Below are 22584 nucleotides of genomic sequence, written 5' to 3'. Positions count from 1 at the left end.
CAAAAATCGCGTGCGTGTATGATACACGGCGTCTACCTAATTAGCTAAATCCGTGGTATCTGGGGTTTTTTTCATGCAAGCGTATCAGCGCGATTTCATTCGTTTTGCCATCGATCGCGGCGTTTTGCGCTTCGGTGAGTTCACCCTGAAGTCCGGGCGCACCAGTCCTTACTTCTTCAACGCAGGCCTGTTCAACTCAGGTTCGGCCCTGGCGCAGCTGGGGCGCTTCTATGCCGCTGCCATTGCCGAGAGCGGCATTGCGTTCGACGTGCTGTTTGGCCCGGCCTACAAGGGCATCCCTTTGGCGGCGACCACCGCGGTGGCCCTGGCCGAGCATCACAACCGTGACCTGCCATGGTGCTTCAACCGCAAGGAAGCCAAGGCCCACGGCGAAGGCGGCAGCCTGGTTGGTGCACCGCTGACCGGCGACGTTCTGATCATCGACGATGTGATCACCGCTGGCACCGCGATCCGTGAAGTGATGCAGATCATCGCCTCCCAGGACGGCGCCAAGGCCGCTGGCGTGCTGATCGCCCTGAACCGTCAGGAGCGTGGCAATGGCGAGTTGTCGGCGATCCAGGAAGTCGAGCGTGACTTTGGCATCCCGGTCATCAGCATCGTTTCGCTGAACCAGGTGCTGGAATTCCTGGCGGATGACCCGCAGCTCAAGCAGCACTTGCCAGCCGTGGAAGCGTACCGCGCCCAGTTCGGCGTCTGACACGGCGACCTGTAGGAGCTGCCGAAGGCTGCGATCCTTTGATCTTGTTTTAAAATAGCCAAAGTCAAAAGATCGCAGCCTTCGGCAGCTCCTACTGGGATGTACAAAATCCCGCAGGGATCGCAGGCAAAAAAAGACCCCGCTCAGCCAGGCCGAGCGGGGTCTTTTTTGTATGCGCTATCGCTTAAGGACGCTTGCGATTGCTGATCAAGGTGCCAACGCCGGTATCGGTGAAGATTTCCAGCAGGATCGCGTTCGGCACGCGACCGTCGATGATCAGCGAGCTGCCCACACCGCCCTGGACCGCTTCCAGTGCGCAACGGATCTTCGGCAGCATGCCGCCGTAGATGGTGCCGTCGGCGATCAGGTCGTCGACTTGCTGGGTTGTCAGGCCGGTCAGGACCGTGCCCGACTTGTCCATCAGGCCGGCGATGTTGGTCAGCAGCATCAGCTTCTCGGCTTTCAACGCTTCGGCGACTTTACCGGCCACCAGGTCAGCGTTGATGTTGTACGACTCGCCGTTGGCACCGACGCCGATGGGCGCGATCACCGGAATGAAATCGCCCTTGACCAGCAGGTTCAGCAGGTCGGTATTGATGCCGACTACTTCGCCCACGTGGCCGATGTCGATAATTTCCGGAGTGGTCATTTCCGGCGTCTGACGGGTAACGGTGAGCTTCTTCGCACGAATCAGCTCGGCGTCTTTACCGGTCAGGCCGATGGCGCTGCCGCCATGACGGTTGATCAAGTTGACGATGTCCTTGTTGACCTGGCCGCCGAGGACCATTTCCACCACGTCCATGGTCGCGGCGTCGGTGACGCGCATGCCGTCGACGAAATGGCTCTCGATCGACAGGCGCTTGAGCAGGTCACCGATTTGCGGGCCGCCACCGTGAACCACCACCGGGTTGATGCCCACGGCCTTCATCAGCACGATGTCGCGGGCGAAGCCGGTTTTCAGCTCCTCGCTTTCCATCGCGTTGCCGCCGTATTTGATCACCAGTGTCTTGCCGACATAACGGCGGATATAAGGCAACGCTTCGGACAGGACCTTGGCGGTGTTGGCGGCGGCTTCGCGTTCGAGGGTCATTCAGGGCTCCGGGTGAATCAGAACGGTAGTTGGAGATCAGGTGCAACGCGCTTGAGCTGGATGCGGAACACATCCTTGATGCGTTGCAGTTCAGCCTCGTCATCGGCCTCGAAACGCAGCACCAGCACCGGTGTGGTGTTGGATGCGCGTACCAGGCCCCAGCCTTTGGCATAGTCGACTCGCACGCCGTCAATGGTGGTCAGGTCAGCGCCTTCGCCCCACTGCGCATCGTGCAATGCATCAATGATGCTGAATTTGCTCTCTTCGGTCACATGGATATTGATTTCCGGCGTAGAAATATCGTTCGGGAAGGTCGCGAACAGCTCTTCGGCCGAGGATTTTTCCTTGCTGAGGATCTCCAGCAAGCGTGCGGCGCTGTAGATGCCGTCGTCGAAACCGAACCAGCGCTCCTTGAAGAAGATGTGCCCGCTCATTTCGCCAGCCAGCAGGGCGCCGGATTGTTTCATTTTCTTTTTGATCAACGAGTGACCGGTCTTCCACATTAACGACCGGCCGCCGTATTCCTTGATCAGCGCAAACAGGCGGCGGGTGCATTTGACGTCGAAGATGATCTCGGCGCCCGGGTTGCGCGCCACGACGTCGCGGGCGAACAGCATCAGCAGGCGGTCCGGGTAGACGATGCTGCCGGTGTTGGTCACCACGCCGACGCGGTCGCCATCGCCGTCGAAGGCCAGGCCGATGTCAGCGTTGGTTTCCTTGACCTTGGCGATCAGGTCCACGAGGTTTTCAGGCTTGCCCGGGTCCGGGTGGTGGTTCGGGAAGTTGCCATCCACTTCGCAGAACAGCGGGATGACTTCGCAGTTCAGTGCTTCGATCAGTTGCGGTGCGATTACGCCGGCCGCGCCGTTGCCGCAGTCGACGACCACTTTCAGGCGACGGGCCAGCTTGATGTCCTGGACGATTTCGGTGGTGTAGCGGTCGAGGATCTCGACCTGGGTGATGCTGCCCTGGCCGCTGCTCAGGTTGCTGGTCTTGAGGCGGTCGTGCAGGGCCTGGATCTGTTCGTTGGCCAGGGTGTCGCCGGCAATGACGATCTTGAAGCCGTTGTAGTTCGACGGGTTGTGGCTGCCGGTGAGCATCACGCCGGATTTGCCGGCCAGTACGTTGGCGGCGTAGTAGAGCGCCGGAGTCGGGACCAGGCCGACATCACTGACGTGGCAGCCGCTGTCGGCGATGCCTTTGATCAGTTGCGCGACCAGTTCCGGGCCGGACAGACGGCCATCGCGACCGACGGACACGTTTGGCTCGCCCTGGGCCAGGCTTTGGGAGCCGACGGCGCGGCCGATCCAGTAAGCGGTTTCAGCGTTCAGGAATTCCGGGACGGTGCCGCGGATGTCGTAGGCGCGGAAGATGCTGTCAGGGAACTTGGGTGCGACTTTGGCCGGGGTGTTCATCTGTGGAAATGCTCCATCTCGAAAGTGACTGGACAGGCCGCCGATTCATTTGGCGACAGGTTCAAACTGAAGGGTATGACGGCGTTTTCCACAGAGAGTTCGTGGTATGAAAGGGCCATGACGCCCCTGGCGGCGGGGGATTTACCGGGCAATGCCTTGATTTTCGGAGCTAAACCTTGCAGATGACAATTTGAATTTTGTGGCGAGCTCCCTCGCCACAATGGATCTCTATCGAATCAACGGGTACCGGTATGGCCGAAACCGCCAGTGCCGCGCTCGGTTTCAACAAACTCTTCAACCATCTCGAAGTGAGCCTGCACCACCGGCACCAGCACCAGTTGCGCCAGGCGCTCGCCGACCGGCATGGTGAATTCGGTCTGGCCACGGTTCCAGCAGGAAACCATCAATGGGCCCTGGTAGTCGGAGTCGATCAGCCCCACCAGGTTGCCCAGCACGATGCCGTGCTTATGGCCCATCCCCGAGCGCGGCAGAATCAGCGCCGCCAGGTTCGGGTCGCCGATGTAGACCGACAGGCCGGTGGGGATCAGTACGGTTTCACCCGGTTTGATCACGGTGTCCTGTTCCAGCATGGCGCGCAGGTCGAGGCCGGCGGAGCCCGGTGTGGCGTATTGCGGCAGCGGGAATTCGGTACCGATGCGGGGGTCGAGGATCTTGGCTTGCAAAGCGTGCATGTAAATTAAACCTGGTTCAGACGTTCGGCGATAAAAGTGATCAGCTGGCGAGCAATCTTGCTCTTGCTGGTCTGGGCGAAGAGTGTGGCGTGAAGTTCACGGTCGATGACGCTGCAGGCGTTTTCTTCGCTGTTGAAGCCAATGCTCGGATTGGCGACGTCGTTGGCGACGATCAAATCGAGGTTCTTGTCTTTCAACTTGCGTGCAGCGTAATCGAGCAGGTGTTCGGTCTCGGCGGCGAAACCGACACTGAACGGGCGGTCGGGGCGGGTGGCGATGGTGGCCAGGATGTCCGGGTTGCGCACCATCTGTAGCAACAAGCCGTCGCCGTTCGTAGGATCTTTCTTGAGTTTCTGTGGGGCAACGACTTCCGGGCGGTAGTCCGCGACTGCTGCCGATGCGATGAACAGGTCACAAGGGATCGCCGCTTCGCAGGCAGCGAGCATGTCGCGGGCGCTGACCACGTCGATGCGGGTGACACGATCCGGGGTCTGCAGGTGCACGGGACCGGTGATCAGGGTCACGCGGGCACCGGCCTCCACCGCGGCTTCGGCCAAGGCAAAGCCCATTTTCCCGGAGCTGTGGTTGGTGATGTAGCGCACCGGGTCGATGTTTTCCTGGGTCGGGCCGGCCGTGATCAGCACGTGTTTGCCGGTCAGTGCCTGACGCTGGAAGCAGTCAGCGGCGCACTGGGCCAGTTCAATGGCTTCGAGCATGCGCCCCAGGCCGACATCGCCGCAGGCCTGGCTGCCGGAGGCCGGGCCGAAGACCTTGATGTCGCGGCTTTCGAGGGTTTGCAGGTTGGCCTGGGTCGCCGGATCGCGCCACATCGCCTGGTTCATTGCCGGAGCAACGGCGACCACCGCGTCGGTGGCTAGCACCAGCGTGGTCAGCAGATCATCGGCGATGCCTTGGGCCAGGCGGGCGATCAGGTCCGCCGTGGCGGGGGCGATCAGCACCAGGTCGGCCCATTTGGCCAGTTCGATGTGGCCCATGGCCGCTTCGGCCGCCGGGTCCAGCAGGTCCAGGTGGACCGGGTGCCCGGACAGGGCCTGCATGGTCAGCGGGGTGATGAACTCTGCGCCGCCACGGGTCATGACCACGCGCACTTCGGCGCCCTGATCGATCAGGCGGCGAACCAGGTCGGCGCTCTTGTAGGCAGCGATACCGCCGCCGACGCCCAGAACAATGCGTTTCCGATACAGCCGCTGCATAGGCCTGCCTTTCAATTCGTTGGTGACATACGTGGCGAAACCCCCTCCCCAGGGTGAATTCGCCCGCAAAAAAGATGGGCTACGATATCACAGCGACCGCTACGGAACAGCGGTGCCCACAGACAGGGAGTTGCTATGAGTATTCGCGATTGGCCGGCGACGGAACGGCCGCGGGAGAGGTTGCTTGAACAGGGCGCGGGAAGCCTTTCGGATGCCGAACTGCTGGCGATCTTTTTACGCACGGGCGTGGTGGGTAAAAGTGCGGTAGATCTGGCGCGACACCTGTTGAATCAGTTTGGCAGCCTGCGTTTGCTGCTTGAGGCCGATCAGGAAACGTTCAGCAAGCAGCTGGGGCTTGGTCCGGCAAAATTTGCACAATTGCAGGCTGCGCAAGAAATGAGCAGGCGTCATCTGGCCGAACGTGCGCGCCAAAAATCGGCACTGGAGAATCCGCATGCGGTTCGCGAGTACCTGAAGTCGATGCTGCGCCACGAGCCACACGAGGTGTTTGGTTGCCTGTTTCTTGATTCCAGGCATCAGGTACTGGCGTTCGAGATACTGTTCCGCGGCTCCATCGACAACACCAGCGTTCATCCGCGAGAGGTGGTCAAGCGCGCCTTGGCCAACAACGCAGCGGCATTGATCCTCTGCCACAACCATCCTTCGGGCAACACCGACCCCAGTCAGTCCGACCGGGTGCTGACCAAGCGCCTGCAAAAGGCGCTGGAGTTGATTGACGTGCGGATACTCGACCATTTCATCATTGGTGACGGCGATCCGTTGTCGATGGCTGAGTATGGGTGGATGTAGGGGCTGTGAAGTTAGCGAAACCCATGTGGGAGCGGGCTTGCTCGCGAAAGCAGTGTATCAGTCGGCATTGATGGCGACTGACACTCCCTCTTCGCGAGCAAGCCCGCTCCCACAGGGTTTTGTGTGTGGCGGGTTATTTGATGTTGACCTTGGAATAGTCCTGCCGCCCGAACGGGCTGACCGAATACCCCTCGACATCCTTGCGCGTCAGCGCGAACGCAGTCGGGTGAGCCAGTGGTAGCCACAGCGCCTGCTGCTGGATCTGCGCCTGGGCCTGTTCGTAGAGCTTGCTGCGCACACCTTGCTCGCCGGTGGTCTTGCCAGCGCTGATCAACTTGTCCAGATCCTGATTGCAGTAGCGGGCGAAGTTGGTGCCAGACTTGACCGCGGCGCAGGAAAACTGCGGCGTGAGGAAGTTGTCCGGGTCACCGTTGTCACCGGCCCAGCCCATGAACAGCAAGTCGTGTTCACCGGCCTTGGCGCGGCGGATCAGTTCGCCCCATTCGATCACCCGGATTTCGGCCTGAATGCCGATTTCCGCGAGGTCAGACTGAAGCAGTTGAGCGCCAAGGCTTGGATTGGGGTTAAGCAGGCTGCCGGAAGGGCGGGTCCAGATGGTGGTCTGGAAGCCGTCCTTGAGTCCAGCCTTGGCCATCAAGGCTTTGGCCTTCGCGATGTCGTGAGGGTAGCCCGGCAGGCCTTTCGCGTAGCCCCAGGTGTTGGGCGGATACGGACCGTTGGCCGCCTCGGCGGTGTCTTCGAACACGGCTTTGACATAGTTGGCCTTGTCGAAGGCAAGGTTGATGGCCTGGCGGACTTCAGGCTTGTCCAGTGGCGGATGCTGGCTGTTGATGCCGACGAACGCGGTCATGAACGCGTCAGTCTTTTCGACTTTCAGCGTCGGCTCTTTCAGCGCTTCCTGTACGTCCAGTGGCTTGGGCGACAGGGCGATCTGGCATTCGTTACGGCGCAATTTCTGCAGGCGCACGTTGGCGTCCGGGGTGATAGCGAAGATCAGCGGATCTACAGAGGGTTTGCCACCGAAGTATTCGGGGTTGGCCTTGTAGCGAACCGAGGCGTCCTTCTGGAAACGGGTGAAAACGAACGGCCCTGTGCCGACCGGCTGGCTGTTGAGCTTCTCGGGTGTGCCGGCCTTCATCAGTTTGTCGGCGTATTCGGCCGAGTAGATCGAGGCGAAGCCCATGCTCAGGGTCGCCAGGAAGGTCGAATCCGGATGGTCGAGGGTGAAACGCACGGTCTGCGGATCGAGGGCGTCGATCTTCTTGATCAGTGCAGGCAACTGCATCGATTGCGCATGGGGGAAGCCGCTCTGGGCGACTTTGTGCCACGCATTGGCCGGGTCGAGCATGCGGTCGAAGCTGAAAATCACGTCTTCGGCGCTCAGGTCGCGCGTTGGGGTGAAATACTCGGTGCGATGGAACTTCACCTGCGGGTGCAACTTGAAGACGTAGGTCAGGCCGTCGGGGCTGACTTCCCAGCTGTCGGCGAGGCTGGCGACCACTTTGCCACTGGCCGTATCAAAGTCCACCAGGCGATTCATCAACACATCGGCCGAGGCGTTGGTGGTGGTCAGCGAGTTGTACTGCACCACGTCGAAGCCTTCAGGGCTGGCCTCGGTGCAGACGCTCAGGGCGGCGGCAAAGGCCTGTGGGCTCAGCAGAAGCGGGGCGAGCAATAGCGGTAGGGCAGCGAGGCGCATGGTCGGCTTCCTTTACAGATCGAAGGCCCATCTGCAAGTGCAGTCTGGAAAAGGCTTACCCTAGTGGGCTCTTTTGCAAATGACTATCCCCTTTTTCATTTTGAGGGGACTATAGCGCCTGAATTTGCTGTCAGGCGGGCGAGCAAAATCCTGATTTGGCCGGTTGGCCGATTCTCTGCGACGAGCGGTCGCCATCGATGATAGCCTTTGTCCAAGGCGCTCGGAGCCCGGAAAATGGGGTTTTTGTGAATTCAACGCACACCGAATGTTGTTGCTCTCCAGTCTTTCTGGTATAAAGCAGCGCTCTTTTCTAGGGGCCCGGTTCCTTCACTGTAGGTGTAGCCGGTAAGACCTCTAAAGAAACGCGGCGCCTGGCGCCAAATGACTGAGAGATTAAGCGGCCAACCCATGCCGGGTTGGGCATGTGGTTTTAGAGGGCTGAGGCATGTCTAGAGTATGTCAAGTTACCGGTAAGGGTCCGGTGACTGGGAATAACATTTCCCACGCAAACAACAAAACCCGTCGTCGTTTCCTGCCGAACCTGCAGCATCACCGCTTCTGGGTTGAAGAAGAGAAACGTTTTGTGCGTCTGCGCGTATCTGCCAAAGGCATGCGTATCATCGACAAGCGTGGCATCACTGTCGTGCTGGCCGAACTTCGCCGCGATGGCAAGGTTTAAGGGAGCTAATCATGCGTGAATTGATTCGTTTGATTTCGAGCGCCGGTACTGGTCACTTCTACACTACCGACAAGAACAAGCGTACTACCCCGGACAAAATCGAGATCAAGAAATATGATCCGGTTGTTCGCAAGCACGTGATCTACAAAGAAGGCAAAATCAAGTAATTGATTTTTCCCTCTTACGAAAAAGGCCCGTATCGCGAGATACGGGCCTTTTTTGTTGCCGGGTTTTTTGTATTGTCTGTCGAGGCCTGCTCGCGAAAGCGTCAGCCCAAACAGCGCAAATCTTCAGGCCTTCTGTTCAAACGCCACGTAGATCTTGCGGCATGGCTCCAGCACTTCCCAGGTGCCTTTGAATCCGGCGGGGATCACGAAGCGGTCACCTGCGCGCAGGGTCTTGGCATTGCCGTCGTTGTCACGCAGCACCGAAACCCCTTGCTGGATCTCGCAGTATTCGTGCTCGGTGAAGTTCACTGTCCACTGCCCGACCGCACCTTCCCACACACCAGCGTTCAACTGGCCACAAGGGCTGTTGTAGTGGTTGTAAACGGCTTGTTCCGGGTCGCCCTTGAGCACCTTGGCTGCATCTGGGCGGTAGCGTTCGGCGGCGGTGGTGGCCTGGCTGAAGTCGACGACGTTCTGGATGTTCATTGTTGTTATCTCCCGTGATTACGGCGCGAGTGGTAGAAAGGTCCAAAGTCTATGTTTATTAAAATGAACATCGCAAGGCCGTTTGCCGGTGTTATGTCAAATATATTGAAACTTCATGTGCGGCTGGTTTAGGGTGGTGGATGCCTTGGGCCGAAAGCAGGCTGGCCGGGCAGAATTCCTGACAGCGCCCGCGAAGAACGCGGGTGTCGTATCAATAAGAGGAGGACACTCGCATGACCACCCTGACCCGTGCCGACTGGGAACAACGTGCCCGCGACCTGAAAATCGAAGGCCGCGCCTATATCAATGGCGAATACACCGACGCCGTTTCCGGCCAGACCTTCGAATGCATCAGTCCGGTCGATGGCCGTCTGCTGGGCAAGATTGCCAGCTGTGACGCCGCCGATGCCCAGCGCGCTGTGGAAAACGCTCGCGCCACGTTCAATTCCGGTGTCTGGTCGCGCCTGGCACCGACCAAGCGCAAATCCACCATGATCCGTTTCGCCGGCCTGCTGAAACAGCACGCCGAAGAGCTGGCCCTGCTTGAAACCCTGGACATGGGCAAGCCGATCAGCGATTCCCTGTACATCGACGTTCCTGGCGCGGCGCAAGCCCTGAGCTGGAGCGGCGAAGCCATCGACAAGATATACGACGAAGTAGCAGCCACTCCGCACGATCAACTGGGTCTTGTGACCCGTGAGCCGGTGGGTGTTGTTGGCGCCATCGTGCCGTGGAACTTCCCGCTGATGATGGCGTGCTGGAAACTCGGTCCTGCGCTGTCCACCGGTAACTCGGTGATCCTCAAACCGTCCGAAAAATCCCCGCTGACCGCCATCCGCATCGCCGAGCTGGCTGTCGAAGCCGGCATCCCGAAAGGCGTGCTGAACGTGCTGCCGGGTTATGGCCACACCGTCGGCAAGGCCCTGGCCCTGCACAACGACGTTGATACGCTGGTGTTCACCGGTTCGACCAAGATCGCCAAGCAACTGCTGATATACTCCGGCGAGTCGAACATGAAGCGCGTCTGGCTCGAAGCCGGCGGCAAGAGCCCGAACATCGTGTTCGCCGATGCGCCGAACCTGCAAGACGCTGCCGAAGCCGCAGCTGGTGCCATCGCCTTCAACCAGGGCGAAGTCTGCACCGCCGGTTCGCGCCTGCTGGTGGAGCGTTCGATCAAGGACAAATTCCTGCCGTTGGTGATCGAAGCGCTGAAAACCTGGAAACCGGGCAATCCGCTGGACCCGGCGACCAATGTTGGCGCGCTGGTCGATACCCAGCAGATGAATACCGTGTTGTCCTACATCGAGTCCGGTCATGCCGACGGCGCCAAGCTGGTGGCCGGTGGCAAACGTACGCTTCAGGAAACTGGCGGCACTTACGTTGAGCCGACGATTTTCGACGGCGTGAGCAACGCGATGAAAATCGCCCAGGAAGAAATCTTCGGCCCGGTACTGTCGGTCATCGCATTCGACAGCGCCGAAGAAGCCATCGCGATCGCCAACGACACACCGTACGGCCTGGCCGCTGCGGTCTGGACGGCCGACATCTCCAAGGCGCACCTCACCGCCCGCGCCCTGCGTGCCGGTAGCGTTTGGGTCAACCAGTACGATGGCGGCGACATGACCGCACCGTTCGGTGGCTTCAAGCAGTCCGGCAACGGTCGCGATAAATCGCTGCATGCTTTCGACAAGTACACCGAGCTGAAGGCGACCTGGATCAAGTTGTAAGCGTTAAGGGAGGCCTGTTTTAGAGCAGGCCTCCTGAAACGACACAGATCCCTTGTGGGAGCGAGCTTGCTCGCGATAGCGGTGTAACAGTCGACTTCAGTGTTGAATGTTGTACCGCAATCGCGAGCAAGCTCGCTCCCACATTGTTTTGTGTGGCCTCAAAAAATAACAATCCACAGGAGCGTGGAGCATGCGTTGGGCGACTTATTTCGCCGTTTTGGCATCTGTCCTGAGTGTCGGCCTGGCCCTGGGTGTCAGCATGCCGCTGGTGTCGTTTCGCCTGGAAAGCTGGGGTTACGGCTCCTTTGCCATTGGCGTGATGGCGGCGATGCCGGCCATCGGCGTCCTGTTGGGGGCGAAAATCTCCAGCCATCTGGCGGCGCGATTCGGCACGGCCAATCTGATGCGCCTGTGCCTGTGGGCCGGGGCGGTTTCGATCGGTTTGCTGGCGCTGTTGCCGAGCTATCCGATCTGGTTGGTGTTGCGGCTGATGATCGGGGTGATCCTGACCCTTGTATTCATTATCGGTGAAAGCTGGATCAATCAACTGGTGGTCGAGCAATGGCGCGGGCGGCTGGTGGCGCTGTATGGCAGCAGCTACGCATTGAGTCAGTTGGCGGGGCCGGTGTTGCTGGGCTTTCTTGGCACCGAGCACGATTATGGCTTTTGGGTGGGTGTCGGTTTGCTGATGGCTGCTCCGTTTCTGTTGCTGGGCCGCAGTGGCGCGCCGAGCAGCGAGGCCAGCAGTGTGACCCTGAGTGATTTGCTTGAGTTCTGTCGTGGCCTGCCGGCGATTGCCTGGGCGGTGTCGCTGTTCGCCGCGTTCGAGGCGATGATTCTGACGCTGTTGCCGGTCTATTGCCTGCGCCAGGGCTTCACCACGGAGATCGCGCTGGCGATGGTCAGTACGGTGGTGGTCGGCGATGCGGTGCTGCAATTGCCGATTGGTGCGTTGGCCGATCGCTTGTCGCGACGCGCGTTGTTCACCGGTTGTGCGGTGGTCCTGCTGATGTCGAGCCTGGCAATCCCGCTGCTGATCGACACACTGCTGATCTGGCCTTTGTGGGTGCTGTTCGGTGCCAGCGCTGGCGGGTTGTTCACCTTGTCGTTGATCCTGATCGGCGAGCGTTATCGCGACGATGCGCTGGTGCGGGCCAACGCGCACATTGCTCAGCTGTGGGGGATCGGTTGCCTGATCGGGCCGCTGCTGGCGGGTGCCGGCAGCCAGTGGATCAACGGCCATGCGTTGCCGTTGCTGATGGCGGTAGGGGCCTTGGGCGTGCTGATAGTGGTGTCGCGGCAAGGGGCGTTTGGCGCGGCTGCAGAACCAGCCTGAAGAACAACAAAAAACTGTGGCGAGGGAGCTTGCTCCCGCTGGGCTGCGAAGCTGCCCCAAAGATTCTGTGGGCGCTGCGCACCCAAGCGGGAGCAAGCTCCCTCGCCACAATGGATCATTGGCTGGCTACAACATCTTCTCTAGGCCCACCGTATTGCTCATCCACGCATTGAAGCGCCGCCACCAACTCCCTGGCTCCTTGGTCAGGGTGTGCATTTTGCCGTCGTCTTCTGTGGTCCAGACGATCTGGTCGTTTTCCAGCTCCACCTGATAACTCAGGGCCGGTGCCATACCCTGCAGCGCCAGTTCACGGACCCGTGCGGCCAATTCCGGGCTGTCCACCAGTACGCCGACTTCGGTGTTCCACAGCACCGAGCGCGGATCGAAATTGAACGAGCCGATAAAGGATTTCTGCTGGTCGAAGATCATCGCCTTGCTGTGCAGGCTGGAGTCAGAGCTGTGATAGGCGCTGCTGGAAAACAGATGCGGCCCGCTACCGCTACCGCTGCCGCCTCCCTCGTCGGGCTGGCTACGCAATTCGTACAGCTTCACGCCATGCTCCAGCAGCGCCCTGCGATAGGGAGCGTAGCCACCGTGTACGGCGGGAACGTCCGTGGCTTCCAGTGAGTTGGTCAGCAAACTCACGGAAACGCCGGCATCGGCGCGCCCGGTCAGGTACACCAGTCCCGGCTGGCCGGGCACAAAGTAGGCCGAAATCATGATCAGCTCTTTGCTGACGTTATTGAGTTCAGGTGCGAGTTGCGTGGTCAACAGCAACTGCGGATCGGGCTCGCCCTTGGCCAGTACCTTGCTCGGTGCATCCCACAATGCCTGGTTCCAGGCCCAGATCAGTTCGCGGCGCCAGATGTCCAGGCGTGGGTGGGTGGTGAAGGTCATCAGGTGTTTGTAGAGCGTGTGATTCTGCTTGCGTGTCTCCGCCAGGGACTCTTCGAGTCGGGCGCGGGTGTTTTCCAGGTCCCGGGGGGTGGGTTTGCTCGACAGGAATTCGTCGATCGGCTTGCTCAGGGCGCTGTTCCAGTACTGGTCGAAACTGTGCCCGAGTTGCTCGGCGATCGGGCCGACACCGAGCATGTCGATGTCAGTGAAATTCATGTTGGGCTCGGCATCGTAATACTCGTCCCCCAGATTGCGCCCGCCGACGATGGCCATGCTGTTGTCCGCCAGCCACAACTTGTTATGCATGCGTCGATGCTGTTGCGACAGGTTGAACAGCCGGCCCACCGTGCGTGTCACACCCGTACTGCGGCCCAGATTCAGCGGATTGAACACGCGGATCTGAATGTTCGGGTGTGCGGCGAGGGTCGCAATGACCCGGTCCAGGCCGTCGCTGGCGGTGTCGTCGAGCAGTACCCGCACCCGGACGCCCCGGTCGGCGGCCTTGAGCAACTCCTCGATCAACATGCGCGTGCTGATACCGTCGTGCACGATGTAGTACTGCAAGTCGAGGCTGCTTTGGGCGTTGCGGATCAGTTCGGCGCGGGCGGTGAAGGCCTCGGTGCTGTCCGATAGCAGGCGAAAGCCCGATTGTCCGTTGTAGGGTGCGGCTTGCGCCTGGACCGAGCGGCCGAATGCGGAGTCTGCAGCCGGCAGCGCCTGGCTCGGCACACGCTGAACGTCGAAGCTGGAGCAACCGCCCAGGAACGCAGCGAATAGCAGAAGAGCAAGCAGGGGCTGTCTGACTCTCACGTAGGATCGTTCCGTTTGGCGGCGCAGATAGGCATATGGACGCTGATTCCCGAAGAAAAGTCAGTCGCTGAGCTGATCGGTTTCCGCCAGAAGTTTGATCGCTGTCGCACCGACCTTGCGCACCGCGTCTTCGATCTGCGGTGTTGGCTTGGCAGCGTAGTTCATGCGCAGGCAATTGCGGTACTTGCCCGAGGCGGAAAAAATGCTGCCGACGGCAATCTGTACGCCCTGGTCGTGCAATGCACGATTCAGTTTCAGGGTGTCGAATCCTTCCGGCAGTTCGACCCACAGCATGAAGCTGCCTTGTGGGCGACTGGCGCGGGTGCCGACCGGGAAGTAGCGGGTCACCCAATCAATCATCACGTCGCGATTGCGCTGGTATTGCGTGCGCATCCGCCGCAAATGCGGTTCGAAATGGCCGCCCTTGAGAAACTCGGCGATGGCGATCTGCGGTTGTGGCGCGGTGGATCCGGTGCTGATGTATTTCATGTGCAGCACCCGTTCCAGATAGCGGCCGGGCGCGACCCAGCCGATGCGCAGGCCCGGCGCCAGGGTCTTGGAAAACGAGCTGCACAACAGGACGCGACCGTCCTCGTCGAAGGACTTGATCGTGCGCGGACGCGGGTAGGTATAGGCCAGTTCGCCATACACATCGTCCTCGATGATCGCCACGTCATAGCGCTGCGCAAGCGTCAGCAACGAGCGTTTGCGCGACTCCGGCATGATGTAGCCCAACGGGTTGTTGCAGTTGGGGGTCAACTGTATGACCTTGATCGGCCACTGTTCCAGGGCCAGTTCCAGCGCCTCGAGGCTGATGCCGGTCAGCGGATCGGTGGGGATTTCCAGGGCTTTCATGCCCAGGCCCTTGAGGGTTTGCATGGCGCCGTGAAAGCTCGGCGAGTCCACCGCGACAATGTCGCCGGGCTCGCAGATTGCGCGAATGCTGGTGGACAGCGCTTCGTGGCAACCGGTGGTGACCACCAGTTCGCTGGCGCTCAACTGGCAGCCGGAATCGAGCATCAGGCGAGCGATCTGTTCGCGCAGTTCGAGGTTGCCGTGGATGTTGTCGTAATACAGACCGGGCATGTCCTGCCGCCGGCTGATTCGCGCCAGGTCACGCAGCAGCGGTTTCATGGTCGGGCTGGTGATGTCCGGCATGCCGCGGCCCAGTTGCACCACGTCTTTGCGCGGCACGGCGCGGATCAGCTCCAGCACTTGATCCCACTGGGAAATATCCACCGGACGCTGGGCCGGGCGGCCCACGGCGGGCAGGTCGGGCAGTTCACGGCTGGCTGGCACGAAATACCCAGACTTGGGCTTTGGCATCGCCAGGCCGCTGTCTTCCAGCACCCGATAGGCCTGCTGCACCGTACTCAGGCTTACGCCGTGCTCGACGCTCAGCGCCCGTACCGAAGGCAGCCGGTCACCGGGGCGATAGAAGCCCTGTTCGATACGTGTGCCGAGCAATTCGGCGAGGTTGACGTAAAGGGTCATGGTGCAGCCTCGATAGGGGTGATTCGGTTAACCAGTACAGATCGGGCAAAAAATCGGGATTCAGTGGCGGAATCGGCAAAACTGTATGGAGTTAATACAGTTGCTTTGAATCTGTAATGCTTTTGCGCGCCCACGCATCATGGAACCTCTGGCTACCCAAGTAAACAGGAGCATCCAAGATGAACGGTTTGAGCGATGTGCGGCTGACGTTACACAGTCAGGAACTGGCGACCGGGCAGAACAACGGCACGCGGGAGGCGGGCATGGGCAATGCATCGTCCGGCCTGAGTCGCTGGGACCAGTTCTGGCGTCGCCTGCACACGCGCAAGGACTTGTTGGCGCTGACGGCTGACCAGCTCAAGGATATCGGGCTGACGCGGGAGCAGGCGCGGGAGGAGGGGCTGAAGCCTTTCTGGCGGATCTGAGTTTTGCAGTGTTCTTCAGGGCCTCATCGCGAGCAAGCTCGCTCCCACAAGGAGCGGTGGTGAACGCAAATCTTGTGAACGCCGTCAAACACTGTGGGAGCGAGCTTGCTCGCGATAGCGTCGGCAAAGACGCAGGGAATCTTTCAGACCAACTCTTTAAGCCGATGCCACAACATCCCCAACGCCAGCAACGGCGAGCGCAAATGCTTGCCGCCGGGGAAAGTGATGTGCGGCACCTTGGCAAACAAGTCGAAGCCGCCGCTGTGCTGCCCGCTGATGGCTTCGGCCAGCAGCTTGCCGGCCAGGTGCGTGGCATTCAGGCCATGACCGGAATAGGCCTGGGCGTAGTACACGTTCGGCTGGTCCATGAGTCGGCCGATCTGCGGCAGACGGTTGGCGCCGATGCCGATCATGCCGCCCCATTGGTAATCGATCTTCACTGCGCTCAGCTGCGGGAAAACCTCGAGCATTTTCGGGCGCATGTACGCGGCGATGTCTTTCGGATCGCGGCCCGAGTAATGACAGGCGCCGCCAAACAGCAGGCGCCGGTCCGCCGAGAGCCGGTAGTAGTCCAGCGCCACCCGCTGGTCACAGACCGCCATGTTCTGCGGCAGCAGGGCGTGAGCCAGTTCTTCGCTCAACGGTTCGGTGGCGATGATGTAGCTGCCGGCGGGCAGGACTTTGCCGCTGAGCTCTGGGTTGAGGTTATTGAGGTAGGCATTGCAACCCAGCACCAGGGTCTTGGCGCGCACTGAGCCCTCGGCGGCATGGACCTTGACCTCGGGGCCATAGTCGATGCGGGTCACGGCCGAGTGCTCGAACAGCCGGACCCCCAGTCGTTGTGCCGCAGCTGCTTCGCCCAAGGCCAGGTTCAGTGGATGCAGGTGCCCCGAGCCCATGTCGATCAGGCCACCGACGTAACGCGTGGAGCCGACCACGGTGTGCATCTCGTTGGCTTGCAGCAAACGGGTTTCGTAGCGGTAGCCGAGGCTGCGCAGCTCTTCGGCGTCCTCGGCGAAGCCTTCAAGGTCACGGGGCTTGTTGGCGAGGTCGCAGTAGCCCCAAGTCAGGTCGCAGGGGATCTGGAAGCGCTCGACCCGTTCCCGGACGATTTCCACGGCTTCCAGGCCCATGAGTTTCATTTGCCGAACACCTTCGGCACCGATGACGCTGGTGAACTGATCGAGGCCGTGGCCGACGCCGCGAATCAGCTGCCCGCCATTGCGTCCACTGGCGCCCCAGCCGATTTTATGGGCTTCAAGCAACACCACGCTGAGGCCGCGTTCGGCCAGTTCAAGCGCCGTGTTCAACCCCGAAAACCCACCGCCCACCACACAGACATCGGCCAGCACTTCGCCTTTGAGCGCCGGAAGTTCGGGCTGCGGCAGGCTGCTGGCGGCGTAGTAGGACGCGGTGTGGTTCAGAGCAGGCTGTTGAGCACGGGCATTCATGTGCGTGTTCCTGATTTTTGCGTTTGGAAAACCTGACGGAGCATAAGCCGGACCTTCCCGGGCGGGCAACATTGGTCGGCTGGTGCTGTCTGGATCGGTGCTTTTGCGTCAGAATCCCGCTCTATTCCGCTATTGGTCACCGTTTCAATGAGCTGCAACAGCCAGACAATCCGCACATTGCGACAACAGATTCCCTCGTTCGAGTGCGTTCCCGGCTGCCATGACTGCTGCGGGCCGGTGACCACCTCGCCAGAAGAAATGTCGCGCCTTCCACGCAAGACCCGCGCCGAGCAGGATGCCGCCATCGAAGAGCTCAATTGTGTGCATCTGGGGCCGAATGGTTGCACGGTGTATGACGAGCGGCCGCTGATCTGCCGGTTGTTCGGCACCACCAAGACCTTGCCGTGCCCCAATGGGCGTGGGCCGGTGGAGTTGATTCATCCACGGGTGGAGAAGCAGGTGTTCGAGTACATGGCCAGCACTCGGCAGGTGTTGGTTTAAAAGATCGCAGCCTGCGGCAGCTCCTACAAAAAGCGTGTGTACACCTGTAGGAGCTGCCGCAGGCTGCGATCTTTTGATCTTCAATCCGGAATCGGCAAAGTCAGGCTCTCTTTCACCTCTTCCATCACGATATAGCTCTTGGACTCGCGCACATGCGGCAACTTGAGCAGGATGTCGCCCAGCAACTTGCGGTACGAGGCCATCTCGGAAATCCGCGCTTTCACCAGGTAGTCGAAATCCCCTGACACCAGATGACACTCCAACACATGGGGCAATTTCAGCACCGCACGTCGGAACTCTTCGAAAGTATCGCCGGATTTGTAGTCCAGGCTGATCTCGACGAACACCAGCAAACTACCCTTCAGGTGCTGCGGATTGAGCCTGGCGTTGTAGCCCATGATGATCCCTTCGCGCTCCAGACGCCGGACCCGCTCGGTACAGGGCGTGGTCGAGAGCCCGACCTTTTCCCCAAGCTCCGTAAAGGAAATCCGCCCGTCCGCTTGCAGGATCCGCAGGATGTTGCGGTCGATCTTGTCCAGCTCACGTTTGGTCTGAGTGTTGGTACGCATAGGGGATGCGCCTCCGTGAAAAGGGTTTTTGCCGAGAATTGTCGCCAAATATAGGCGCTTATATAGTGAAAAGCACTGGCAAATCTTTTTTACACTGCGCGCATCTAAAGCTCTGAATAACAAACGTCAGCGGTTAGCCGCGATGAGGGATATGAAAATGCGCGTCATGGTCTTGGGTAGCGGCGTCATCGGTACCACCAGTGCTTATTATCTGGCCCGTGCCGGGTTTGAAGTGGTGGTTGTGGACCGGCAGCCAGCTGCTGCCATGGAGACCAGTTTCGCCAATGCCGGGCAGGTTTCGCCGGGTTATGCCTCGCCGTGGGCCGCGCCGGGTGTGCCGCTCAAGGCCATCAAGTGGCTGTTGCAGCGCCACGCGCCCCTGGCGATCAAGGCCACTGCCGACATCGACCAGTACCTGTGGATGGCACAGATGCTGCGCAACTGCACCGCCAGCCGTTACGCGGTGAACAAGGAGCGCATGGTCCGTCTGTCCGAGTACAGCCGTGACTGCCTTGACGAACTGCGTGCCGAAACCGGCATCGCCTACGAAGGCCGCAGCCTTGGTACGACCCAACTGTTCCGCACCCAGGCTCAACTCGACGGCGCCGCGAAAGACATCGCCGTGCTGAAAGAGTCCGGCGTGCCGTTCGAGCTGCTTGACCGCGATGGCATTGCCCGTGTTGAACCGGCCCTGGCCAGCGTCACTGACATCCTCGCCGGTGCCTTGCGCCTGCCGAACGACCAGACTGGCGACTGCCAGATGTTCACCACCAAGCTTGCCGAGATGGCCGCGAACCTCGGTGTGCAATTCCGTTTCGACCAGGACATTCAGCGCCTCGACTTCGCCGGTGACCGCATCAACGGCGTGTGGATCGACGGCAAGCTGGAAACCGCCGACCGCTACGTGCTGGCCCTCGGCAGCTACTCACCGCAACTGCTCAAGCCACTGGGGATCAAGGCGCCGGTGTACCCGCTCAAGGGCTACTCCCTGACCGTGCCGATCACCAACCCGGCGATGGCTCCGACTTCGACCATTCTCGACGAGACCTACAAGGTCGCGATCACCCGTTTCGACAACCGCATCCGCGTTGGCGGCATGGCCGAGATCGCCGGTTTTGACCTGTCGCTGAACCCGCGCCGGCGTGAAACCCTGGAGATGATCGTCAACGACCTTTATCCTCAGGGCGGCGATCTGGCCCAGGCTGATTTCTGGACCGGCCTGCGTCCGACCACTCCGGACGGTACCCCGATCGTCGGCGCCACCCCGTTCAAGAACCTGTTCCTGAACACCGGTCACGGCACGCTCGGCTGGACCATGGCCTGCGGCTCCGGTCGCTTGCTGGCTGACCTGATGGCGAAAAGAAAGCCGCAGATCAGCGCCGAAGGCCTCGATATTTCCCGTTACGGCAACAAACGACAGGAGTCCGCAAAACATGTCAGTCCAGCGCCAGCTCACCAATGAGCGCATGAGTCAGATCGTCACCCATAACGGCACGGTGTACCTGGCCGGACAGGTCGGTGACGACATGAACGCCGGGATTGAACAGCAGACCCGTGAAACCCTCGCCAATATCGAGCGTTTGCTCGATCTGGCCGGCACCGACAAGCGCCATCTGCTGTCGGTGACGATTTACCTGAAAGACATCGACGCGCATTTCGAAGGTATGAACGCGGTATGGGACCAGTGGCTGCCAAAAGGCGTCGCCCCGGCCCGCGCCACGGTTGAATCGAAATTGTGCGAACCGGAAATCCTGGTCGAGCTGTCGGTTGTCGCCGCTCTGCCATAAGCCTGTCAGAAAGATCCCTCTCCCGGCGCTGTTGGCGGTTCACGCCACCAGCCAGCGCCGGTTTTTCTTCCCGATAACCCGACCAGAAGTCTGCCGCCATGCGTCCTGCCCGTGCCCTGATCGACCTTCAAGCCCTGCGCAACAACTACCGAATCGCCCGTGAACTCACGGGGGCCAAGGCCCTCGCGGTGATCAAGGCCGATGCCTATGGCCATGGCGCGGTGCGTTGCGCCCAAGCGCTGGAAGCCGAGGCGGACGGGTTTGCCGTGGCCTGCATCGAAGAGGCGTTGGAGCTGCGGGCGGCGGGCATTCGCGCGCCGATCCTGCTGCTGGAAGGTTTTTTCGAAGCCGATGAGCTGGCGCTGATCGTCGAGCATGATTTCTGGTGCGTGGTGCATTCGCTGTGGCAGCTCGAAGCCATCGAGAAAGCGGCGTTGAGCAAGCCGATCACCGTGTGGCTGAAGCTCGATTCGGGCATGCACCGCGTGGGTCTGCACCCGGCGGATTATCAAGTGGCCTATCAACGGCTGCTAGCCAGCGGCAAAGTCGCGAAAGTGGTGCTGATGAGCCACTTTGCGCGTGCCGACGAACTGCACGAGCAGGCCAGCGCCGATCAGGTGGCGGTATTTGAAGCGGCGCGCAAGGGCTTGTCCGCCGAGGTCAGCCTGCGCAACTCGCCGGCGGTGCTCGGTTGGCCGCAAATTCTGAGCGATTGGGTGCGCCCGGGCATCATGCTCTATGGCGCCACGCCCTTCGAAGAAGCCAACGAAACTGCATCGCGCCTCCAACCGGTCATGACCCTGGAATCGAAAGTGATCAGTGTGCGCGAGTTGCCGGCTGGCGAGCCCGTCGGTTACGGCGCCAAATTCATCACCCCTAAACCGATGCGCATTGGCGTCGTGGCCATGGGTTACGCCGACGGCTACCCGCGTTTGGCTCCGACCGGCACGCCAGTGCTGGTGGCGGGACAGCGCAGCCAGTTGATCGGCCGGGTATCGATGGACATGCTCTGTATCGACCTGACCGATGTGCCGCAGGCCGGCCTCGGTTCGACCGTCGAATTGTGGGGCAAAAACATCCTCGCCAGTGATGTGGCCATGGCTGCCGGCACGATTCCTTACCAGATCTTCTGCAACCTGCGCCGAGTGCCACTGCTCTATTCCGGGGCTTAGTGAGCCGGGCTCCAGACCGGAAGTCGCCTCGCTGAGCAGGATTCAGGTCAAGGTGTTGTAAATACTGAACGCTGTCGCCATGATAACGCTCACTATTCCAACAATCTGAATCCTGGAGGCGCAAGCTTTGGACGTCGGTGAACGACTGCAATCCATCCGTAGGCTCAAAGGCCTTTCCCAGCGTGAGCTCGCCAAACGGGCGGGGGTCACCAACAGCACGATTTCGATGATCGAGAAGAACAGCGTGAGCCCTTCGATCAGTTCGCTGCGCAAGGTGTTGGGCGGGATTCCCATGTCCATGGTCGAGTTCTTTTCCGAAGAAATCCTGCAGGAAAAACCGACTCAGATCGTCTACAAGGCCAACGAGCTGATCGATATTTCCGATGGCGCGGTGACCATGAAGCTGGTCGGTCGGGCGCACCCGAGCCGGGCCATCGCATTCCTCAATGAAATCTATCCGCCAGGCGCCGACACCGGTGACGAGATGCTCACCCATGAGGGCGAGGAAACCGGCATTTTGGTCGAAGGAAAACTGGAGCTGGTGGTCGGTCTCGAAACTTTTGTCCTCGAAGCCGGCGATAGCTACTACTTTGAAAGTACCAAGCCACACCGTTTCCGTAATCCGTTCGATGTGCCGGCGCGACTAATCAGCGCAGCCACGCCGGCGAATTTCTAAGAAAAGAGGCGTCCTGCCAGCATCGCAGAGGCGCCCGGGCAGTTTTTCTGTCGCGGCCTAAGACCCCTCCGACTTTGGGGTTGTTTCAGTGCGACGGGCTTACCGCTATACTTGCGCCCGCCTGCGAACCGTGGCCGTAGGCGTGACTAGCCACCATTGAGGGTGAACGCGTGAACCTAATTATGAAAATGCTGGCTGCACCAGCAACCGTATTGGCCCTATGGGCTGTCAGTGTCAGCGCTCAGGCTGCGACCAACGACGAAATTGCCAAACGCCTTGAGCCAGTTGGCCAGGTTTGTGTTCAGGGTAAAGAGTGCAAGGGCATGGAAGTGGCCGCTTCGGCCGGCGGCGGTGGCGGTGCCAAGGCGCCTAAAGATGTTATTGCCAAACATTGCAACGCTTGCCACGGCACCGGCCTGCTGGGCGCGCCGAAAATCGGCGACAAAGCGGCCTGGAAAGAACGCGCCGATCACCAGGGCGGCCTCGACGGCATCCTGGCCAAAGCCATTACCGGCGTCAACGCGATGCCGCCTAAAGGCACCTGCGCCGACTGCTCCGACGACGAGCTCAAGGGCGCCATCAAAGAGATGTCCGGTCTGTAACTCAGCCCGCCTCGTTCGCAAAAAAGCCGCTTTCGAGCGGCTTTTTTGTGCCTGCGATTCAGCAGACGCCGCTCCCACAGGGCTGTTCATTGCAGCAAAGACCCGGCAAGCTCGGTCCAACCCCATACCATGGAATGCAAGGGAGG

General features: G+C 60.4%; 22 protein-coding genes and 1 pseudogene. 13 read left to right on the top strand and 10 right to left on the bottom strand.

Annotation, left to right across the window (positions count from 1 at the left end; genetic code table 11):
• The first annotated feature begins 73 nt into the window (after positions 1-73).
• On the top strand, positions 74-718 hold the full coding sequence (pyrE, locus tag AC3IP0_RS27745) for an orotate phosphoribosyltransferase (RefSeq protein WP_008047079.1): 645 nt from the start codon (positions 74-76) through the stop codon (positions 716-718).
• Between the two features lie 184 nt (positions 719-902).
• On the opposite strand, the gene argB is transcribed toward pyrE, so the two are convergent.
• The 4 genes and pseudogenes from argB to coaBC form a co-directional block, all read right to left on the bottom strand.
• Positions 903-1808: an acetylglutamate kinase gene (gene argB, locus AC3IP0_RS27740; protein ID WP_008047078.1), complete on the bottom strand. Its 906-nt coding sequence runs from the start codon at positions 1806-1808 to the stop codon at positions 903-905.
• A 17-nt stretch (positions 1809-1825) separates the two neighbouring features.
• A pseudogene (locus AC3IP0_RS27735) lies at positions 1826-3202 on the bottom strand (phosphomannomutase/phosphoglucomutase); the annotation flags it as partial.
• A gap of 257 nt (positions 3203-3459) precedes the next feature.
• A complete protein-coding gene (gene dut / locus AC3IP0_RS27730) occupies positions 3460-3915 on the bottom strand; it encodes a dUTP diphosphatase (protein ID WP_007975171.1) in 456 nt (151 codons plus the stop codon).
• A gap of 5 nt (positions 3916-3920) precedes the next feature.
• Positions 3921-5129, bottom strand: coding sequence for a bifunctional phosphopantothenoylcysteine decarboxylase/phosphopantothenate--cysteine ligase CoaBC (coaBC, locus tag AC3IP0_RS27725; protein WP_489326344.1), 1209 nt, complete (start codon positions 5127-5129; stop codon positions 3921-3923).
• A gap of 135 nt (positions 5130-5264) precedes the next feature.
• On the opposite strand from coaBC, the gene radC reads away from it, so the two are divergent.
• A complete protein-coding gene (gene radC, locus AC3IP0_RS27720; protein WP_489317685.1) occupies positions 5265-5939 on the top strand; it encodes a RadC family protein in 675 nt (224 codons plus the stop codon).
• A gap of 133 nt (positions 5940-6072) precedes the next feature.
• On the opposite strand, the gene AC3IP0_RS27715 is transcribed toward radC, so the two are convergent.
• The gene (locus tag AC3IP0_RS27715; protein ID WP_489317684.1) at positions 6073-7659 is read right to left on the bottom strand and encodes an ABC transporter substrate-binding protein; all 1587 of its coding nucleotides are present in this window, start codon (positions 7657-7659) and stop codon (positions 6073-6075) included.
• Positions 7660-8104: 445 nt separating this feature from the next.
• Here AC3IP0_RS27715 and rpmB point away from each other — a divergent pair, with 445 nt between their 5' ends.
• Together rpmB and rpmG are read left to right on the top strand one after the other, a co-directional pair.
• Complete coding sequence (gene rpmB / locus AC3IP0_RS27710) at positions 8105-8338, top strand: 50S ribosomal protein L28 (RefSeq protein WP_007975166.1); 234 nt, start codon at positions 8105-8107, stop codon at positions 8336-8338.
• An 11-nt stretch (positions 8339-8349) separates the two neighbouring features.
• Positions 8350-8505, top strand: a complete 156-nt coding sequence (gene rpmG, locus AC3IP0_RS27705; RefSeq protein ID WP_003177274.1) for a 50S ribosomal protein L33 — start codon at positions 8350-8352, stop codon at positions 8503-8505.
• A 123-nt stretch (positions 8506-8628) separates the two neighbouring features.
• Here rpmG and AC3IP0_RS27700 read toward each other — a convergent pair whose 3' ends face one another.
• A complete protein-coding gene (locus AC3IP0_RS27700) occupies positions 8629-8991 on the bottom strand; it encodes a cupin domain-containing protein (RefSeq protein ID WP_489317683.1) in 363 nt (120 codons plus the stop codon).
• A 233-nt stretch (positions 8992-9224) separates the two neighbouring features.
• Here AC3IP0_RS27700 and AC3IP0_RS27695 point away from each other — a divergent pair, with 233 nt between their 5' ends.
• Together AC3IP0_RS27695 and AC3IP0_RS27690 are read left to right on the top strand one after the other, a co-directional pair.
• A complete protein-coding gene (locus AC3IP0_RS27695) occupies positions 9225-10718 on the top strand; it encodes an aldehyde dehydrogenase (RefSeq protein ID WP_489317682.1) in 1494 nt (497 codons plus the stop codon).
• Positions 10719-10908: 190 nt separating this feature from the next.
• Positions 10909-12054, top strand: coding sequence for an MFS transporter (locus AC3IP0_RS27690; RefSeq protein WP_489326343.1), 1146 nt, complete (start codon positions 10909-10911; stop codon positions 12052-12054).
• 126 nt (positions 12055-12180) lie between these two features.
• Here the strand turns inward: AC3IP0_RS27690 and AC3IP0_RS27685 are convergent, their stop codons facing one another.
• Positions 12181-13761 carry a phospholipase D family protein gene (locus AC3IP0_RS27685; RefSeq protein ID WP_489317680.1) on the bottom strand — a complete coding sequence of 527 codons (1581 nt, stop codon included), beginning with the start codon at positions 13759-13761 and terminating at the stop codon, positions 12181-12183.
• 60 nt (positions 13762-13821) lie between these two features.
• On the bottom strand, positions 13822-15255 hold the full coding sequence (locus AC3IP0_RS27680) for an aminotransferase-like domain-containing protein (RefSeq protein ID WP_489326341.1): 1434 nt from the start codon (positions 15253-15255) through the stop codon (positions 13822-13824).
• A gap of 179 nt (positions 15256-15434) precedes the next feature.
• Here AC3IP0_RS27680 and AC3IP0_RS27675 point away from each other — a divergent pair, with 179 nt between their 5' ends.
• Positions 15435-15680, top strand: coding sequence for a DUF1127 domain-containing protein (locus tag AC3IP0_RS27675; RefSeq protein ID WP_489317678.1), 246 nt, complete (start codon positions 15435-15437; stop codon positions 15678-15680).
• Between the two features lie 143 nt (positions 15681-15823).
• Here the strand turns inward: AC3IP0_RS27675 and AC3IP0_RS27670 are convergent, their stop codons facing one another.
• A complete protein-coding gene (locus AC3IP0_RS27670; protein ID WP_489317677.1) occupies positions 15824-17131 on the bottom strand; it encodes an NAD(P)/FAD-dependent oxidoreductase in 1308 nt (435 codons plus the stop codon).
• Between the two features lie 147 nt (positions 17132-17278).
• On the opposite strand from AC3IP0_RS27670, the gene AC3IP0_RS27665 reads away from it, so the two are divergent.
• The gene (locus tag AC3IP0_RS27665; protein WP_489326340.1) at positions 17279-17632 is read left to right on the top strand and encodes a YkgJ family cysteine cluster protein; all 354 of its coding nucleotides are present in this window, start codon (positions 17279-17281) and stop codon (positions 17630-17632) included.
• A gap of 80 nt (positions 17633-17712) precedes the next feature.
• Here AC3IP0_RS27665 and AC3IP0_RS27660 read toward each other — a convergent pair whose 3' ends face one another.
• Complete coding sequence (locus AC3IP0_RS27660) at positions 17713-18201, bottom strand: Lrp/AsnC ligand binding domain-containing protein (protein ID WP_007975155.1); 489 nt, start codon at positions 18199-18201, stop codon at positions 17713-17715.
• Positions 18202-18358: 157 nt separating this feature from the next.
• Between AC3IP0_RS27660 and dadA the strand changes: the two genes are divergently transcribed.
• From dadA to AC3IP0_RS27635, 5 genes are all read left to right on the top strand, one after another.
• A complete protein-coding gene (gene dadA / locus AC3IP0_RS27655) occupies positions 18359-19663 on the top strand; it encodes a D-amino acid dehydrogenase (RefSeq protein WP_489317675.1) in 1305 nt (434 codons plus the stop codon).
• Positions 19635-19988, top strand: a complete 354-nt coding sequence (locus AC3IP0_RS27650; protein ID WP_489317674.1) for a RidA family protein — start codon at positions 19635-19637, stop codon at positions 19986-19988. The genes dadA and AC3IP0_RS27650 overlap by 29 nt, the downstream gene beginning before the upstream one ends.
• Before the next feature lie 98 nt (positions 19989-20086).
• Positions 20087-21160, top strand: coding sequence for an alanine racemase (gene alr, locus AC3IP0_RS27645; RefSeq protein WP_489317673.1), 1074 nt, complete (start codon positions 20087-20089; stop codon positions 21158-21160).
• A gap of 127 nt (positions 21161-21287) precedes the next feature.
• A complete protein-coding gene (locus AC3IP0_RS27640; RefSeq protein WP_008023455.1) occupies positions 21288-21836 on the top strand; it encodes a cupin domain-containing protein in 549 nt (182 codons plus the stop codon).
• 182 nt (positions 21837-22018) lie between these two features.
• The gene (locus AC3IP0_RS27635; protein ID WP_150725225.1) at positions 22019-22438 is read left to right on the top strand and encodes a c-type cytochrome; all 420 of its coding nucleotides are present in this window, start codon (positions 22019-22021) and stop codon (positions 22436-22438) included.
• The last annotated feature ends 146 nt before the right edge of the window (positions 22439-22584 follow it).

Source organism: Pseudomonas sp. GL_103, from assembly GCF_057835175.1.
The sequence above is the reverse complement of the archived record's forward strand: the minus strand, read 5'-3'. Positions and strand labels throughout refer to the sequence as shown.